This window comes from Vallitalea guaymasensis, from assembly GCF_018141425.1.
GTDB lineage: Bacteria > Bacillota > Clostridia > Lachnospirales > Vallitaleaceae > Vallitalea > Vallitalea guaymasensis.
In genome coordinates, this window is the sequence record NZ_CP058561.1 from 4,801,016 (window position 1) to 4,820,095 (window position 19,080).

General features: G+C 31.3%; 16 protein-coding genes. 15 read left to right on the forward strand and 1 reads right to left on the reverse strand.

The annotated features are described in order from the left end of the window. Positions 1 to 46: 46 nt before the first annotated feature. Positions 47 to 892: a PHP domain-containing protein gene (locus tag HYG85_RS20675; protein ID WP_212691263.1), complete on the reverse strand. Its 846-nt coding sequence runs from the start codon at positions 890 to 892 to the stop codon at positions 47 to 49. Between the two features lie 141 nt (positions 893 to 1,033). Here HYG85_RS20675 and HYG85_RS20680 point away from each other — a divergent pair, with 141 nt between their 5' ends. The 15 genes from HYG85_RS20680 (at position 1,034) to trpD (ending at position 19,076) form a co-directional block, all read left to right on the forward strand. After that, positions 1,034 to 1,429: a TIGR04086 family membrane protein gene (locus HYG85_RS20680; protein WP_113675542.1), complete on the forward strand. Its 396-nt coding sequence runs from the start codon at positions 1,034 to 1,036 to the stop codon at positions 1,427 to 1,429. A 95-nt stretch (positions 1,430 to 1,524) separates the two neighbouring features. Further along, on the forward strand, positions 1,525 to 1,665 hold the full coding sequence (gene scfA, locus HYG85_RS20685) for a six-cysteine ranthipeptide SCIFF (protein WP_113675541.1): 141 nt from the start codon (positions 1,525 to 1,527) through the stop codon (positions 1,663 to 1,665). Positions 1,666 to 1,793: 128 nt separating this feature from the next. Further along, positions 1,794 to 3,149, forward strand: coding sequence for a thioether cross-link-forming SCIFF peptide maturase (scfB, locus tag HYG85_RS20690; RefSeq protein WP_113675540.1), 1,356 nt, complete (start codon positions 1,794 to 1,796; stop codon positions 3,147 to 3,149). A gap of 215 nt (positions 3,150 to 3,364) precedes the next feature. Beyond that, the gene (gene secD / locus HYG85_RS20695) at positions 3,365 to 5,518 is read left to right on the forward strand and encodes a protein translocase subunit SecD (RefSeq protein WP_212691264.1); all 2,154 of its coding nucleotides are present in this window, start codon (positions 3,365 to 3,367) and stop codon (positions 5,516 to 5,518) included. Positions 5,519 to 5,576: 58 nt separating this feature from the next. After that, positions 5,577 to 7,652 carry a single-stranded-DNA-specific exonuclease RecJ gene (gene recJ, locus HYG85_RS20700; protein WP_212691265.1) on the forward strand — a complete coding sequence of 692 codons (2,076 nt, stop codon included), beginning with the start codon at positions 5,577 to 5,579 and terminating at the stop codon, positions 7,650 to 7,652. A 181-nt stretch (positions 7,653 to 7,833) separates the two neighbouring features. Then, the gene (locus HYG85_RS20705; protein ID WP_212691266.1) at positions 7,834 to 8,001 is read left to right on the forward strand and encodes a hypothetical protein; all 168 of its coding nucleotides are present in this window, start codon (positions 7,834 to 7,836) and stop codon (positions 7,999 to 8,001) included. 236 nt (positions 8,002 to 8,237) lie between these two features. Next, positions 8,238 to 8,750 (forward strand): adenine phosphoribosyltransferase, encoded by a 513-nt coding sequence (locus HYG85_RS20710; protein ID WP_212691267.1) that lies wholly within the window; start codon positions 8,238 to 8,240, stop codon positions 8,748 to 8,750. Between the two features lie 288 nt (positions 8,751 to 9,038). Continuing rightward, positions 9,039 to 11,249: a RelA/SpoT family protein gene (locus HYG85_RS20715; protein WP_212691268.1), complete on the forward strand. Its 2,211-nt coding sequence runs from the start codon at positions 9,039 to 9,041 to the stop codon at positions 11,247 to 11,249. Positions 11,250 to 11,266: 17 nt separating this feature from the next. Next, a complete protein-coding gene (gene dtd, locus HYG85_RS20720; protein ID WP_113675535.1) occupies positions 11,267 to 11,716 on the forward strand; it encodes a D-aminoacyl-tRNA deacylase in 450 nt (149 codons plus the stop codon). 74 nt (positions 11,717 to 11,790) lie between these two features. After that, on the forward strand, positions 11,791 to 12,417 hold the full coding sequence (locus HYG85_RS20725; protein WP_212691269.1) for an MBL fold metallo-hydrolase: 627 nt from the start codon (positions 11,791 to 11,793) through the stop codon (positions 12,415 to 12,417). A gap of 153 nt (positions 12,418 to 12,570) precedes the next feature. Further along, positions 12,571 to 14,034, forward strand: a complete 1,464-nt coding sequence (gene hemZ, locus HYG85_RS20730) for a coproporphyrinogen dehydrogenase HemZ (RefSeq protein WP_212691270.1) — start codon at positions 12,571 to 12,573, stop codon at positions 14,032 to 14,034. 47 nt (positions 14,035 to 14,081) lie between these two features. Further along, positions 14,082 to 15,614, forward strand: coding sequence for a YARHG domain-containing protein (locus HYG85_RS20735; RefSeq protein WP_212691271.1), 1,533 nt, complete (start codon positions 14,082 to 14,084; stop codon positions 15,612 to 15,614). A gap of 451 nt (positions 15,615 to 16,065) precedes the next feature. Then, positions 16,066 to 17,460, forward strand: a complete 1,395-nt coding sequence (gene trpE, locus HYG85_RS20740; RefSeq protein ID WP_212691272.1) for an anthranilate synthase component I — start codon at positions 16,066 to 16,068, stop codon at positions 17,458 to 17,460. Between the two features lie 27 nt (positions 17,461 to 17,487). Further along, positions 17,488 to 18,063 (forward strand): anthranilate synthase component II, encoded by a 576-nt coding sequence (locus HYG85_RS20745; protein WP_212691273.1) that lies wholly within the window; start codon positions 17,488 to 17,490, stop codon positions 18,061 to 18,063. Further along, on the forward strand, positions 18,060 to 19,076 hold the full coding sequence (gene trpD, locus HYG85_RS20750) for an anthranilate phosphoribosyltransferase (protein ID WP_212691274.1): 1,017 nt from the start codon (positions 18,060 to 18,062) through the stop codon (positions 19,074 to 19,076). Before HYG85_RS20745 ends, trpD begins: the two co-directional genes overlap by 4 nt. The last annotated feature ends 4 nt before the right edge of the window (positions 19,077 to 19,080 follow it).

Genomic DNA, 19,080 nt, shown 5'->3' on the forward strand with positions numbered 1-19,080 from the left:
TGATTACAGCCCTTTTATATTTTTATTAAAGAAAAGTCTACAGTCATTATGTTCTCTTAGCTTTTATAGCTTCAAGTATAGAATAAGGGATTTCTAGATTGCCTCTTCCCACACCAAGATCGATATTTGGCTTATTGCTTCCGTGAAAATCAGAACCTCCAGAGATTACAAGACCATATTTATCTGCGAAGTCTTTCAAATATTTTTCTTCAGATTTATTGTATAGAGAATAAAGTCCTTCAATTCCTAACAAACCTATTTTTGATAACTCACTAATAAGATTATCTAATTGTCTTAAATCCATATTGTATAGAGTTGGATGTGCTAGAATGGGTACACCACCACAGGATAAGACAAGTTCTATAGCCATTTCTGGAGTAACTTTTTCTCTTGGTACATAGCAAGGGCTATCATTGCCTATATATTTGTTAAAGGCTTCTCTCATAGATGAAACATAGCCTTTATTAAGCATAGCCTTAGCAAAATGAGCTCTTGTATAAACATCGGAGTTAGATGTTGCCAAAACATCTTCTAGGGAAATGTCTATTCCATGATCATTAAGTTTTTCTATCATTTTGATATTCCGTGATTCTCTAGCATCCACTATTTCATTTAATCCATTTACAAATGTTTTATCGTTTTCATCAATATATAAACCCAAAAGGTGTATTTCAGTATCATTATATCTTGTTGAAAATTCAATACCGCTAACTATCTCTACATTATATATTTTACCGCATTTCTTAGCTTCTTTAATTCCAGAGATACAGTCATGGTCAGTTATAGCAATAGCAGCTATATTTTTTTTTGAAGCATATTCTACTAATTCACAGGGCTCATAAGTTCCATCAGAAGCAGTCGTATGAATATGTAGATCTATAAGTTTTTTCAAATAAAATCAGTCCTTCCTACATAATATATATATGTGCAATAAATAATACGATTATTTACAAACCACAATTTAAATAAAAGCATGGCATATTTTAAATTATAGCACAGTATAATATTATATGGAACAATAAGGGGGAGGATTATGGGCAGAACATCTCGAATTTCAAAGAAACCAGACATTAACACGCAAAAAATAATAGTGAACGTGCTTAAAGCTATTATGATTGGATACATAATTACTATTTTATGTGTACTTCTTCTTTCATTCATCGTATATAAGTATGATTTGAGTAATAGTCAGATTAATATTGGAAGAGTCATTATTATAATATTGGCAACTATTATTATGGGCTTACTAATAGGAAGAAGCATAGGTAAAAATAAATGGATGTATGGCGCTATAGCCGGAGTTATTTATTTTGTGATATTTGTCATAGCATCTATTATAATCAACAAGAATAGTGGAATTTCTGGAGGTGCAATAAGTTTATTCTTCATGTGTGTAGGTGGCAGTACATTAGGAGGAATGCTAGGATAAGTTACAAGTTACTTTAAAATCTACTTTTAAAAGTGACAATCTTGTGATATAATGTTTTAAGTTAAAGTAACAGGTGCTTAAAGGAGGAAAAAGCAATGAAGCATATTAAAACATTAAACTCAGCTACTCTTAAAAAGAGTTTAAAAAATGGTGGATGCGGCGAATGCCAAACATCATGCCAATCAGCATGTAAAACATCATGTACAGTTGGTAATCAAACTTGTGAAAACAAATAATTTATAAGTTTATTAAGCAGTGACGTTAGTCGCTGCTTATATTAGGTTTGATGGATACTTTATTATCAAAGTATTTTATTAATTTAGCTGTATTACATATAGTTAAGCATAAGAAAGGAAGAATAACAGTGGTACATCAATATAAAATGGGCGATATGAACATCGTAGTAGATGTTTATAGCGGTGCAATTCATGTAGTTGATGATATTGTTTATGATGTAATAGAAAGTTATGAGAAGTTATCTAGTGAGGACTTATTAAACAAGCTTTCTTCAAAATATGATAAGGAAGTAATAATTGAATCAATTAATGAAGTAAAAGAACTTATTGATAAAGAATTACTTTTTACTGATGATACATACAAAGAAGCAATTATCAGCTTTAAAAAAAGAGAACCTGTTGTAAAAGCTTTGTGTTTGCATATAGCACATGATTGTAACTTGTGTTGCAAGTATTGTTTTGCAGGTGAAGGTGAATATCATGGAGACCGTTCACTTATGACTAGTGAAATAGGTAAAAAATCCATTGATTTTCTATTAGAGAATTCAGGTAATAGAAGAAACCTTGAAGTAGATTTCTTTGGTGGAGAACCATTGATGAATTTTGAAGTAGTAAAAGACATTGTGAAATATGCTAGATCTAGAGAAAAAGAATATAATAAGAACTTTAGATTTACAATAACTACTAATGGAATATTACTTGATGATGATGTAATGGAATTTGTTAATGAAAACATGTATAATGTAGTACTTAGCATAGATGGTAGAAAAGAAGTAAATGATAGAATGAGATCATCCAAAAATGGCAAGGGTAGTTATGATATCATAATGCCTAAGTTTGAGAAGATGGCTGAAAGTAGAAATCAAGAGAATTATTATGTAAGAGGAACTTTCACTCATTTTAATCTTGATTTTTCACAGGATGTATTACATCTAGCTGATAAAGGATTCAAACAAGTATCTATAGAACCTGTTGTAGCACCAGCGGATATGCCTTATGCTCTTAGGGAAGAGGATATACCATATCTATGTGAACAATACGATATATTAGCAAAAGAAATGATTAAGAGAAAAGAAGAAGGTAGAGATTTTAATTTCTTCCACTTCATGATTGACTTATCACAAGGACCATGTGTCATAAAGAGACTTTCAGGTTGCGGTTCAGGAACTGAATACCTGGCTGTTACACCATGGGGTGATTTGTACCCATGTCATCAATTTGTAGGAATAGATGAATTCAAACTTGGAACAGTTGATGAAGGAATAACTAATCTGGAAAGACGTAAAGAATTCAAAGAATGTTGTGTATATTCAAAAGATAAATGTCAAAATTGTTGGGCAAAATTCTATTGTAGTGGTGGATGTACAGCTAATGCATATCAATTCCACGGTAATATATATGATACATATGAAATAGGCTGTGAGCTTGAGAAAAAACGAGTTGAATGTGCTATTTATATGAAAGCAAAAGAAATGATGGAATAATACATTATATAAATTATCTTGACTAATTTTAAGATAATATTTATAATTTAACGTAGTATGTAAGTTATAATATATATGAATAGAAGGTCTGATATTTATTTAAGTATAACTTACAAAATAATTAATATATATTGACATCTATAGAATATATTGTAGATTCAATATAAAAAATTAGAAATTAAATATGATAATGTACAAAGGAGGATATTGTTGCAATGAAGGGGAAAAAAATTATTACCCTATTGCTTTTAGTTGTTATAATCGCATGTTCTGTATTTGTAGCAGTTAAAGGAGTAGGAAAAGATGAAATCGGTGGAGCAAACAATGTAAAATTAGGTCTTGACTTAGCTGGTGGTGTTAGTATAACATACACTACTGTCAAAGATAAACCAACTGACAAAGAACTAGATGACACAGTCTTTAAAATCAGAAAAAGAATAGATGGAATGGGTTATACGGAAGGACAAGTCTACAGAGAAGGTTCTGACCGTGTAAATGTGGATATTCCTAATGCAACAAATGCAGAAGAAGTATTAGAAGAACTTGGTAAACCAGGTAAACTAGAATTCATTGATCCAGAAGGAAATGTAGTATTAACTGGACAAGATGTTAAGAATGCTACTGCAAAAATGGTATCAGGAGAAATTGACCCATATATTATCTCACTTGAACTTAATGAAAGTGGAAAAGATAAATTCTATGAAGCTACTAAAAAGTTTGTAGGTCAAAGAATAGCCATTGCTTATAATGGTGAAAACATAATGGAACCTATAGTTAATGATCCAATCAAAGATGGTAACGCTTCTATCAGTAATATGGGAAGTATGGAAAGAGCGGAAGCAATGGCATCTAATATACGTATCGGTGCACTTCCTCTAGAACTTGAAGAATTAAGATCAAATGTAGTAGGAGCAACACTTGGTGAAGAAGCAGTTAATACAAGTGTAAAAGCTGGTATTATCGGTCTTGCTTTAATATTATTATTTATGATAATATTCTATAGAATACCTGGACTTGCTGCTGACATAGCATTAGTATTCTATTCTTCATTAGTAATTATCATATTAAGCATATTCAAGATTACATTAACATTACCTGGTATTGCAGGTATCATATTATCGATCGGTATGGCTGTAGATGCCAATATAATTATATTCTCAAGGATAAAGGAAGAATTAGCACTTGAGAAAACACTTAGAGCTTCACTGAAAGCTGGATTTAAAAAAGCTACATCAGCTATTTTAGATGGTAATATAACAACATTAATAGCATCAGCTATCCTATATCTAATGGGAACTGGACCAATCAAAGGTTTCGCTCAAACTCTTGCAATTGGTATTATTGTTTCTATGTTTACAGCTCTAGTAATTACTAGACTTATCCTAGGAGCTTTTGCTGGATTAGGAATCAAGAATAAAAAATTATACGGTATTGCTCAAAAAACAAGAGCTATCAAAGTTGTTGCAAAGAGAAAAGTTTGGTTTAGTATCTCAATTGTTATTATAGTTATAGGACTTCTTGCAATGCCAATATATAATGCTTCAAAGGGTACTCCTCTTAATTATGATATAGAATTTAGTGGTGGTTCTACAACTCTTGTTAACATAGGAAAAACAATGAGTAAAGCTGAAATGGATAGTGAGTTGACACCAATAGTTGTTGAAGCGACTAATGATAACAGTCCTCAATTCCAGGCAGTTATAGATAAGAAACAAGTCATTATCAAAACTAGTAAATTAGATAATGAATCAAGAACTAAATTACAAGAAAAATTGATTGAGAAATACGGTATAACTTCTGAAGATATTGAAAGTGAAAGTATAAGTCCAACAATCAGTAATGAGATGCGTAAGAGCGCTATGCTATCTATAATATTAGCTGCTATCTGTATGTTGATATATATAACATTAAGATTCAAAGATTATAGATTCGGTGTTAGTGCGGTTGTTGCATTAATTCATGACGTATTTATTGTATTAGCAGTATATTCATTATTCAGAGTACCTATCAATAATTCATTCATTGCTGCAATGTTAACGATTGTTGGTTACTCAATCAATGATACAATAGTTTTATTTGACCGTGTTCGTGAAAATCAAAAATATATGAAACGTGGAGATTTCAAAGGTGTTGTTGATACATCTATAAGTCAAACAATGTCACGTTCAATAAATACATCACTTACAACTTTCCTTATGGTTGCGATACTATATGTAATTGGTGTTGCTTCGATTAGAGAATTTGCTCTACCATTAATGGTAGGTATCCTTTCAGGAACATATTCTTCTATATTTATTGCAAGTCCATTATGGTATGTATTTAAAAGAAAAGAAGAAAAGAAAATTCAACAGGCACATCAACAAAGATAATTGAACTTACATCCCTCTAGCAAATCTTTGCTAGGGGGATTTTTTGGAGGTTGTTTATTTGGAACCAAAATACATCTGGAACTTAAAACAGAAAAACGAAAAACTTGTAGATGAATTATCTGAAAAATACAAGCTGTCTACTATAATGGCAACTATATTAGCTAACCGTAATATTGTAGTAGAAAAAGATATTGTCAGGTTTCTTAATGCAGATAAAGACAAATTCTATGATCCATACTTAATGAAAGATATGGACAAAGCTGTAGAACGTATCATTACAGCAATAGATAAGAATGAGAAAATAACTATATATGGAGATTATGATGTGGATGGTATCACAAGTACATCTGTTCTATATATGTATCTAAAAGAAAATGGCGCAGAGGTTGATTACTATATACCTAATAGATTAGAAGAAGGATATGGGGTTAATGATGATGCTGTAAAAAGTATACATCAAGGTGGCACAAAGTTGATTATTACTGTTGATACAGGTATTACAGCCATATTACAAGTAGATTTAGCTAATTCATTAGGATTGGATATGGTAATAACAGACCACCATGAATGTCAAGAAAGTATACCTGATGCCGTAGCTGTAATTGATCCCAAGCGAGAAGACTGCGGATATCCATTTGATATGTTAGCAGGTGTAGGTGTTGCTTTTAAAGTAATTCATGCATTATCAATAAAATTAGGTAATATAGATTCTATATGGAAATATTTAGATATTGTAGCTGTTGGTACAGTGGCTGATATAGTACCTTTAAAAGATGAAAATAGGATTATTACCAAGTTGGCTTTTAAAACCATGAAAGATACTTGGAATGTGGGTCTAAAAGCACTAATAAAAGTATCAGGAAATAAAAAAGATGATAAAATAACGGCTGGGATAATTGGATTCCGTATCGCTCCTAGATTAAATGCAGCTGGTAGACTTGGAGATGCCAAGAGAGGAATAGAATTATTTATCACAGAAGATAAGAATAAAGCGGATGATATTGCTGAAAAACTCAACGAAGAAAATATTCTGCGTCAACAATTGGAGCAAGAGATATTTGATGAAGCTGTACATATAATCGAAGAAAATATTGACATGGATAATACTAAAATCATAGTGGCAGCATCAAGTAATTGGCATCATGGAGTAATTGGTATTGTGGCTTCTAGAATTACTGAGAAGTATTATAGACCAAGTATACTGTTAAGTATTGAAGATGGGGTAGCTACTGGTTCAGCAAGGAGTGTAGATGGGTTTAGCATATTTGAGGCTTTATGTTCTACCAAAGAGCTTTTTATGAAGTTTGGAGGACATGAGATGGCAGCTGGTATGTCATTGAAAGAAGAGAATATTGATAGACTTAGAGAAATTCTCAATGAATATGCCGAAAATACTATGGAATCTGACACACTAATACCAAAATTAACTGCTGATATGGAAATAGATATAAAAGATATCAGCATACCTCTTATAGAAGAAATTATTAAGTTGGAACCTTATGGTGTAGGAAATCCTGAACCCAAATTCATATGTAAAGGGAAAGTTAATGATGTTAGAAAAATAGGTAAAGAGAGTAACCATCTGAAGATGAGAGTAGATTATAACAAGAATTATTTGGATGGAATAGGATTCGGGATGGCACAGTACTATGATTATATTAATGTGACCCATGATATATCATTGTTAGGAACGTTGAATATAAATGAATGGAACGGTACTAAAAAACCTCAAATCATGTTGAAGGATATTAATCCTAATAATGAGTTTGTAGAATCATTAAAAAGGTATTATGATGAATTCAATAACATTAAAAATGCAAATTTTGATGGAAAAACTAAAGGATATCTTCAAGATGAACAAGTAATTCCTACTAGAAAAGAGTTTGAAACTATATATAGAACCCTCTTGAATCTGGAAAAACAAATGAAAGAAACTATTATATTCACTAAATTAATGCAGCTGCTGGGTTTTGAACAACCAAATAAAATATTGACCTTATTGACTTGCCTAGAGGTATTTAGTGAACTTAGATTATTAGAATATAGAGTAGAGAATATGAATTTGAGTTTTAAATTGAATAAAGGCATCAGAGTCAAGTTAGATGAATCAAGTATATATAATAAAATAATTTAAAATGAAATATTACATATGTTCTTTAAATAATATTATTGAAAAACATACATTATATGTGCTATATTGAATTAATGTCTTAATGATATGAAAAATAATAGATGTAATATTGAATATATTCAATAAACAAATTATAATTAAAAGGATTATATCAAAATTTATATCTATTATTGGAGGTCTCTTAATGGGAAGGTCTAAACGTAAATTAATTTGTGATTTAATAATAGTATTGGTTTGTTTAATAGTATTCATATATCTTTTTGGCTTTGAATGTTTAGTAGCTTTTATGCCTTTTGCTTGTGGTGCTTTTATAGTTATATTGTTCATTAAATTATTAGAGTTTTTTATGTAGGAGATATATTTCTTAATAAAAACTTGAAAAAGCTTTGCTAGAAGCTATTAAATTTGGTATACTAATATTGTATGTTTAATTATGTTTGAAAAGCTATAAGTTAAACATATAAATTTGATAAATAAATATCCTTTTAAGGCACTACTATTTTTAAAAGTAATTAATGATATACATTATTTTATATTATTATAGTCTAATTAATTCCTTATAGGGTATATGAAAAGGAGTAAGGAAGTATGGATCTTAAAACTCTTATAAGAGAAGTACCTGATTTCCCAAAAGAAGGTATTTTATTTTATGACATTACTACAATTTTACAAAATCCAGAAGGATTAAAGGCTTCTATCGATCAGATACAAGTTAAATTGGAAGGTATTGAATTCGATTACATAGTTGGACCAGAATCACGAGGCTTTATTTTTGGTGTACCAGTAGCTTATAATACGGGTAAAGGATTTTTACCTATCAGAAAAGCTGGTAAACTACCATATAAAACAAAAAGCAAAGAATATGCTTTAGAATATGGTACTGCGACTATTGAGATGCATATTGATGCTATTAAACCAGGCGATAAAGTTGTAATTATAGATGATTTATTAGCAACAGGTGGAACATCAAAAGCTACCGTAGAATTAATTGAAAGTTTAGGAGGAGAAGTTGTAAAGTTAGTATATTTAATCGAGCTTGACTTCCTAAAAGGCAGAGATAAATTAAAAAATTATGATGTAGATTCTATTATACATGGATAAAAATAAGACCTTTACTTTGAATAAGTTAAAGTAAAGGTCTTATTTTTATTATTTTTTATCTCTTTTTCTCAATAGAACATTTATCCAGTAATAGCGTATAATACATACTAAATAATAATATATATTATTCTATAAATTATTATGCTGAATAGATTAAAGTTTAGAGTGCAATAATTCTTGCATTTTGTAAGAAAAAAAACTATAATATATAGATATATTAGATTCATCAATAATTCAGTTTGAAAAACTAGAAATACTAAATAAAATGTAAATAGAAGCGGTGATGAAATGCCTGATAAAATTTATATGGATTTATTAGAAGTAATAAGAAAATACCATCCATCCGAAGATTTTTCTATGATTCAAAAAGCATATCAACTTGCTAAGACAGCACATGAAAGACAGCTTAGGAAATCAGGGGAACCCTATATAATACATCCTTTGGCTGTTGCTCATTTGTTAGCTGAACTAGAGCTTGATAAAGAATCAATAATGGCTGGTATACTTCATGATGTTGTAGAAGATACAGAATATACAATAGAATATATTACAAATGAATTCAGTAAGGAAGTTGCTCTATTGGTTGATGGAGTAACTAAACTAGAAAAAATCCCTTATTCTACAGATAAAGAAGAAATACAAGCGGAAAATTATAGAAAAATGTTTTTGGCTATGTCAAAGGATATACGTGTAATCCTTATAAAATTGGCAGACAGACTTCATAATATGCGTACCCTAAGATATAAGTCAGAAGAAAAGCAGAAGAAGATTGCTAAGGAAACATTGGATATTTATGCTCCTTTAGCTCATAGATTAGGTATTTCAAAATTTAAAATTGAATTAGAAGACCTGTCTTTCAGATACCTTAATCCCGAGGCCTATTATGATCTAGTTGAAAAGATAGCTAGAAAAAGAGATGATAGAATTAGCTTCGTAGATAAGATTGTTGTAGATATAAAAGGTGAAATAGATAGGATTGGAATAAAAGCAGAAGTAGATGGTCGACCAAAACACTTCTTTAGTATTTATAAAAAGATGGTTGGACAAAATAAGACCATTGATCAAATATATGATCTTTTCGCAGTAAGAGCTGTTGTAGAATCAGTTAAAGACTGTTATGGAGTCTTAGGTGTAATCCATGAAATGTATAAACCAATACCAGGGAGGTTCAAAGACTATATTGCTATGCCAAAACCTAACATGTATCAATCGTTACATACAACGGTTATTGGTCCAGAAGGAGAACCTTTCGAAATGCAGATCAGAACATATGAAATGCATAGAACTGCTGAATATGGTATTGCTGCTCACTGGAAATATAAAGAAGGTAAGACAACACAGTCAATGGAGCAGAGCGAGGAACAAAAACTAAATTGGTTAAGACAGATTTTGGAATGGCAGAGAGACATGTCTGATAATAAAGAATTCCTGGATGTTCTCAAATCAGATTTAGATGTTTTTGCCGATCAGGTATATGCATTTACACCTTCAGGTGATGTAATAGATCTACCGGCTGGTTCAACGCCTATTGACTTTGCTTATCATATCCATAGTGCTGTAGGAAATAAAATGGTAGGGGCTAGAGTCAATGGAAAAATAGTTACATTTGATTATAAGATCAAAAATGGAGATAGAATTGAAATAATTACTTCACAGAATTCTCATGGTCCAAGTAGAGATTGGTTAAACATCATAAAAAGCTCACAAGCTAAAAGTAAAATCAATCAGTGGTTCAGGAAAGAATTCAAGGAAGACAATATTGTCAGAGGTAAAGAATTAATAGAGAAATATTCAAAAGCCAAGGGGATACCCCTTAGTGATATAATCAAACCTGAATTTACACAAGCCGTTAAAAGAAAATATGGCTTCAAGGATTGGGAAGCTGTATGTGCTGCTATAGGTCATGGAGGCTTGAAGGAAGGACAGATAGTCAATAGGCTTTATGAAGAATATAAAAAGAAAATTAAGGTAGCCAATAAAAATAGTGAAGTAGTTGAAGAAGTATTTGATATAAACACTTCAACAGCGAAGCAGTCCAAAAGTGGCATTGTTGTAAAAGGTGTAGAAGATTTGGCTGTTAGATTTAGTAAATGCTGTAATCCAGTACCTGGGGACGAAATAATAGGATTTATTACTAGAGGTAGAGGTGTATCAATACATCGAACGGATTGTAGTAACATCATTAATCTATCAGAATTGGAAAGACATAGATTGATTGAAGCTGAATGGCAAAGTCTGGATGAGAAAGAATCTAGTCGTCTATATCAGGTTGAAATTCAGATAATAAGTTCTAATAGAGTAGGTTTATTGTATGATGTATCAAAAGTATTAACTGAAGAAAGAATACCCGTAAAATCATTGAATGCTCGTTCCAATAAGGGTGATAAATCTATTTTTAATGTAACTATGGACATCAATGGTGTTAATCAATTGAATAAACTTACTAAAAAGTTAAGAAACATTGAAGGTGTTGAAGAAATAATAAGAACCAATAGCTAGAAAGGATAAGTAGTATTATGAGAGTTGTTGTACAGAGAGTTAAACATGCATCTGTAAAAGTTGAAGGCGAATTGATAGGTGAAATAGGTAAAGGAATATTAGTGTTAGTAGGATTTTTAGATAATGATGATATGAAAGTATATGATTATATGCTTGATAAAATAATTAACCTAAGAATATTTGAAGATGAAGATGATAAAATGAATCTGTCAGTCAAAGATATTGAAGGTGAGATAATTATTGTTCCTAACTTTACTTTGTATGGCGACTGTAGAAAAGGACGGAGACCTAGTTATTCAGTAGCTGCTAAGCCGGATAAAGCTAGAATGATTTTTGATGAATTCATTAAGAGAGCTAATGAAAAATATGATGGAATAAAGCAAGGTATGTTCCAAGCTGATATGAAGGTAGAGCTATTAAACGATGGACCTGTAACTTTACTTTTAGATAGTGAGAAAGTGTTTTAGCATAGTTTTAATCAAATTGATAGTAGGAGAAGGTTATTACTCTTAGCTATCTTTTTGTAAGAGGAGGATTTATAATGAAAGTTAAAACAATGATGTTAGGGATTTTGCAGACAAATGTTTACATTGTTTATGATGAAGAAAGTAAAGATGCAGTAGTTATTGACCCAGCTGGGGATGAAGATAGAATCATTAGATTTATTGAAGAGAATAATCTAAGATTAATGGGTATTCTTATTACACATGGACACTTTGATCATATTGGAGTAGTAGATGCAATCAGGGATAATTATGGTGTGCCTGTATTTACTAGTAGACAAGAAGGGGAGCTTATGGCTGACCCTAATAAAAATCTATCCTTGAATCTTATGAGAACAGTTGTTGCAGTAGAAAATGATGAAGTTGTTGGAGATAAAGATATTCTTGAATTTGGTGAATTAGAGTTTGACTGTATCGTTGTTCCAGGTCATTCACCAGAAAGTGTATGTTATTATAATAAAGATAATGATGTATTGTTTTGTGGGGATACATTGTTTGCTGGTTCCATAGGTAGAACTGATTTTTATGATGGACCACAAAATACATTAATTAATAGTATAAAGGATAGGCTTATGATTTTACCAGAAGAGACAAAAGTTTATCCAGGTCATGGTTTTCAAACAACTATTGGTTATGAGAAAAAGACGAATATATACATGTGTTAATATTAATCATGTGAAAATTTAATTATATAAGTTGGTTTAAATGATTACTTCAGTAATTGTTAACTTATTATACTTATAAATCAAGAAAGATATTGAACTTATTATAATGGGTGTATAGCTGTGTAAGTTCAATATATATAGGAGTAAGATTTAATGTATTTATTACTAAAAGGTCATGATTATGAATATGAAATCAAAATGCTGCTTAATCTATTTTATCATGGAGAAGATTATGATATAGTAGAAGACATACCCTCTCAAGGTGTTTCTATTGAAACAGTAGTATGTGAGGATTATTTTAAAGCTGCTTATTATGAAAATGGTGAAATTATAGAAACTTCTTCTTTGGACAAGGAGTATATTAAGGATTTACCAAATGAACCTCTCGAAAGAAGAAAACAATCAAAAATATTGCTTAAGAGATTACTTTACAATGTGGCTTCAAAAGTAACAGGTATAAAGCAGCCTTGGGGTATATTGACAGGTATAAGACCTACTAAGATAGTGTTTGATTTAATAGATAGATATGGTGATGATGAAGATAGAATTAGATATTGTCTTGAAAATCATTATAAGATATCTCCATCAAAAGTTAATTTGATGATGGAAATTGTAAGAAGTGAGATGGAGATATTAAGTACTAACAAGGATGATGAGATTAATATATATCTAGGGATACCCTTTTGTCCAACTAGATGTTTGTATTGTTCTTTCACGTCGTATCCAATAGATAAATGGATGTCTCGTGTTATGGATTATCTCCATGCCTTGGAAAAGGAAATGGAGTATGTTTCAAAAGAATTGTTGGCTAGTAAGAAGGTTAAAACCATATATGTGGGTGGTGGCACTCCTACTTCTCTAAATGCTGAACAGTTAGAAAGATTTATGATAATGATAGATAAGCATTTTGATATTGAATCATTGGAGGAATTTACTGTAGAAGCAGGTAGACCGGATACTATTAATGGTGCTAAGTTAGAAGTATTAAAGAAATATGGTGTTACAAGGATATCTATTAATCCTCAGACAATGAATGATAAGACATTGGAGATTATTGGTAGACGACATACAGTTGAGGATATATATAGTGCTTTTTCTATGGCTAGAACAGCAGGTTTTGATAATATTAATATGGATTTGATAATAGGGCTTCCTGGGGAGACTTTTTCTGACGTTAAACAGACCATGGAACAGATCAAGAAATTAAATCCTGAGAGTGTTACTGTTCATACTATGGCGGTAAAACGGGCTTCTAGGTTAAGAGAGAGTATCAATGAGTATGATTTGATTAGTGATAAGACAATCAGGGATATGATTGATATGGTTTATCATGAATGTAAGTTGGTAGGATTGAACCCATATTATATGTATAGGCAAAAAAACATGGTTGGTAATTATGAAAATGTGGGGTATTGTTCTACAGGAATGGAATGTATATATAATGTTGAGATCATGGAAGAGGCGCAATCTATAATTGCTCTTGGTGCAGGTTCTGTTTCTAAGATTGTATTCAGGGATGAGAATAGGATTGAGAGAATTGAGAATGTTAAGAATGTGGAGCAGTATATTGAGCGTATTGATGAGATGATTGATAGAAAGAGGAAGTTTTTTGGCTGATAATTGGGCTACAGGTAATCATTCAAAAATTTTGGAGGGTAATATAAATGTTAAAAAATATTTTGTTAATATTTACACTATTATTTTTATTGGTTGGTTGCCAAAACCAAAATTCAAGTAATACCGATAAAGTAATAGATAACTCTGATTTAGAAAATGTAGATAAAGTAGAAGAAGATATAGAAGTTATTGACAATAATGATGGTAGTGACGATAATATCTTAGAATACAAGCTAGTATTAAACAATATGGAAGTAGACCTTAATTCTACTTTTACATTTAAGGAAATTAGTAATATATCAAAGGAAAATCTGAGCATATTAAGAAATGCAATTTTTGCTAAGTATGGTTATGTATTTAGTACCTCAAAATATGATAATTTTTTTAGGAAGCAAAGTTGGTATGAGCCAAAGGAAACAATTACTGATATAAATGTGTTATTAAATGAAAATGATTTGCTTAATATAGACTTAATACTAAAAGCGGAAAAAAACTTTAATGCTTTATCTAATAATTTAACTGTTGTTGAACAGAGCTTAGTTGGGTTTTGGCATGAAACACCTTATGTTGCAGCTGGATATGGGGAAGTATATAAATTTAATAGTGACAGAACTTATTCATTCCATTTTAGTCAGTATATTGGTGATAATAGAGTTAAGGCATATATGGGCAAGTGGTTCATATTAAATGACAAGTTGTATTTGCAACCTATACAAGAGGAATATTATCATGGGGGAAAGTTAGTTAATGCTTCTCCATCTATGATTAGTGAGAAAGAATTAACAGGTGGAAAAATCATTATACAAGATGTCACTGACTCAAGTATTCATGAGTTAGCACTTGATTTCAATATTAAAACTGATGAAAATGAACCGTTAGCTGTAAAGTTTGGAGATAAAATATTTTATTATTTGTCAGCAAATAATAAAGAAGAAATAAAAGAAGAAGTTATAACACAGGATATAACAGATGAAGATGATAAAGATAACACTATTTATGATTTTTCTAAATATGAAGGGGAATGGTACGATACTTCATTCATTAATGTTGATGAAGGTGTTAATATGATAAAACTAGATTTTTCAGATGATAATAAAAGTGCAATGATAACATTAGTCAGCAGTTCAGAGGAAAAGGGTTTCGCAGAAATAAAGACAGAAACTAAATTTGACCATTATGGTAAAGGAAATTTTTCATATAACGATGATTTATGGGGAAATAAAGGTAGTGGTGAGATCTGTATATCAGATGATACTGTAAACATTAAAATTGAAGAAACAGAAATAGCCAATAGTGAAAAAGGATTTTCATTGGGATTTGGGAATTATGTAACAAAGAAAGATTATAATGGCATAAAGAAAGCAATGGATATTCTACATAAAGATTATGACTATGAGGACAATCATAAGGGTTCATATATTCCTAAAACAGATGATAATGATTCAGTGTATTTCGCATATGAAGGTATAGACGAAAAAGGAAGATATATAATTGGAGTCAGAAAATGTAAAGATACAGTCATTGTTGCTTGGTATTATTTTGAACCAGATACATTTGAAGTAGAAGTTGAAGAATATTAAAATATTAATTTAAATATTTACAAACAAAATAAAATATGTTATAATCTGATAAAATATTTTAAAAATCTGTGATTGGAAAGAGTACTTTTCTGAATTTATTACAGCGAGCCGTCGGTAGGTGTGAGGTACGGTATAGATGATGAATAGGAATGGCTCCATGAGATGCTAGATGAAAGGTTGTTGACTGAGTAGTTGATGCCGGGAACTCCCGTTATTGAGTTAGGATATCGATGTAATTCTGTATCTGAAAATATAGCATAGATTTGAGTGGTATAACGGTCTTTCGTCTCAACATGACGGAAGTACCGTTTTTTTGTTTCTATAAGTTTTTTATTATAATAGACTTATAGATTACTGAATCTATAGTTGGGTGGCATTAGCGAAAAACCATTTCGTCCCAATAGGGGGTGGAGTGGTTTTTTTGTATTCAGAATTAAATGGAGGTAGTGTGATGGATAAAATTAAACTAGTACCTTATGTGGAAACAATTTCGGGTGATACAGAGACACCTATAACGCTGTTTAAGAAATATGTGAAAGATCAGGTAGGTTTTCTCCTTGAGAGTAAAGAGCAGCCCAAGGGCAGATATTCATTTTTGTGTATTAATCCTTTTATAGTAATTAAAGCATTTAAAAATCAAGTATGCATTTGTGAAAATGGAGTTGAGAGGAAGGAAGAAGGTAGGGTCCTTGATATTGTTAAAACATATCTGGAGAGATACGATTTGAGTAATACGATTAGTATTCCTTTTGTAGGAGGAGCTGTAGGTACTGTAGGGTATGACATTATAAGACAATATGAATATCTGCCAAATGAAAATATCGACAAGATGCAATTACCAGATTTACATATGATGTTTGTTAAAGAATTGATTGCCTATGATCATTTTCTTAACAAAATAAATATCATTGTTTTGGAAAAAGAAGATGAAATATCTAGTCTAAGAGCTAATAAGAGAATTAATGTTATAAAAAATAATCTCCAGAAAAACATCAAATGTAATGAGAGATGCAACAATGGGGGGAAGGTTTCATTTCATAGTCATAGTACTCAGGAAGAATTTGAGGATGCAGTGAAAAGGGCTAAGGAATATATTTACGAGGGAGACATTTTTCAAGTGGTTATTTCTAGAAGATGGAGTGGGAAAAGTGAGATACCTCCTTTCGAACTTTATAGGAAACTCAGACAAGTAAATCCATCTCCATATATGTTTTATTTTAATTTTGGTGATTACAATGTTATAGGCAGTTCCCCCGAAATGTTGGTTGAATTAAGAAAAGGGAAAATACTTAATTGTCCAATAGCAGGGACAAGAAAAAGGGGCATGAATGATGAAGAAGATAAGGAATTGGCTAATGATTTACTGAATGATGAAAAAGAGAAGGCAGAACATGTTATGTTGGTAGACCTTGGTAGGAATGATATGGGGAAAGTCTCGAAGATATCTTCTGTTGAAATAAAATCTTTTATGCAGGTGCAGAAATATTCCCATGTCATGCATCTGGTATCCTTGGTCGGTGGTACAAAAAGGGACGATAAGGATATGTTTGATGTATTAATGAGTTTTCTTCCAGCTGGTACTTTATCTGGAGCTCCTAAAATTAGAGCTATGGAGATTATAGATGAGTTGGAGAAAGAAAAGAGAGGTATATACGGTGGGGCTATAGGATATTTTGGATTTGATGGTGATATGGATATGTGTATTGCTATAAGAACTATGGTGGTCAAGGATGATACATTATATTTACAGGCAGGGGCAGGTATTGTTGCAGATTCTGACCCAGTTATGGAATATGAAGAGACTGAGAACAAGGTAAAAGGTTTGATAACGGCTATTAATAGCTGACAGTAACTATAAAAGGAGGGCTAAAATATGATAATAATTATTGATAACTATGATTCTTTCACTTATAACCTATATCAATATATTGGTGAATTTGAAAATGATATTAGAGTGTATAGAAATGATAAAATCACAGCAGAAGAAATATTGGAACTTAATCCTAAGAAGGTTATTATTTCGCCTGGTCCAGGAACACCTGATGATGCTGGTAACTGTCTTAATATTATAAAAAGTATTGCTGGCAAGATTCCCATATTAGGTATCTGTTTGGGACATCAATGTATTGGTAAAGCTTTCGGGGGTAATATAACCCATGCTAAAACCTTATTTCATGGGAAAAGTAGTTTGATTAAACATAATAACACCAATATTTTTAGAGGTATTAAAAATCCTCTAAAAGTTGCAAGATATCATTCATTGGCAATTGAAAAAGGTAGTTTGCCCTTATGTTTAGAAAACATAGCTGCAACAAGTGATGGAGAAATAATGGCTGTTAAACATAAGGATTTAGATATAGTTGGATTACAATTTCATCCTGAATCCATAATGACAGATGAAGGGAAGAAGCTAATTAAAAATTTTATAGATAAGGAGTGCTGTATATGATAAGAGATGCTGTTAATAAAGTTAAATCAGGTTTTGATTTGTCAGAATCAGAGATGATGGATTGTGTTGAAAAGATAATGACAGGAAAAGTCAGTAATACTTTAATAGCCAGTTTCTTGACTGCTATGACTATAAAAGGGGAAAGTATTGAGGAGATTACAGGTGGTGCAAAAGTTTTAAGAAGAAAAGCTGTTCCAGTAAACCTTAATGATCTATATACAGTGGATACATGTGGTACTGGTGGAGATGGTTTTTCAACCTATAATATTTCAACAGCCTCATCGCTGATAACGGCAGCAGCAGGAATTACAGTAGTTAAGCATGGAAATCGTTCTGTATCAAGTAATTGTGGGAGTGCAGATGTTTTAGAGGCATTGGGTATTAATATTGATCTTACTCCTGAACAATCAGAATCAATGGTAAGAGATATTGGTATATGCTTTTTATTTGCTCCTAAGTATCATCAGACTATGAAACATGTTGCACCAGTCAGGAGGGAGCTAGGATTTAGAACAATATTTAATATATTAGGTCCTTTGGCTAATCCTGCAAAAGCAAAGGCACAGATAGTTGGAGTCTATGATGAAAATATGATGGATAAGATTGCTCATGTATTAAGTAATCTAGGAGTTGAAAGAGCCTTGGTTGTTCATGGGAAAGATGGTTTAGATGAATTGACTATAACATGTGACAGTAAAGTGACAGAACTTAATAATAAGAGTATAAAAACCTATGAAATCAATCCAGGTATGTATGGGATAGAAAAAGCCAAAATACAGGATATTACAGGAGGTACTGCGCAGGAGAATGCAGAGATAATAAGGAAACTGTTAGATTGTGAAAAAGGGGCTAAGAGGGATATATTAATCCTTAATGCAGGAGCCGCCATCTATGTTGCAGGAAAAGCAGACTCATTTGAGAAAGGGATAAATATGGCAGAGGAAATTATTGATTCAGGAAAAGCCAGATTAAAGTTAGAAGAATTCATTAGGTATTCAAATAGTTTTAAATGAGGTG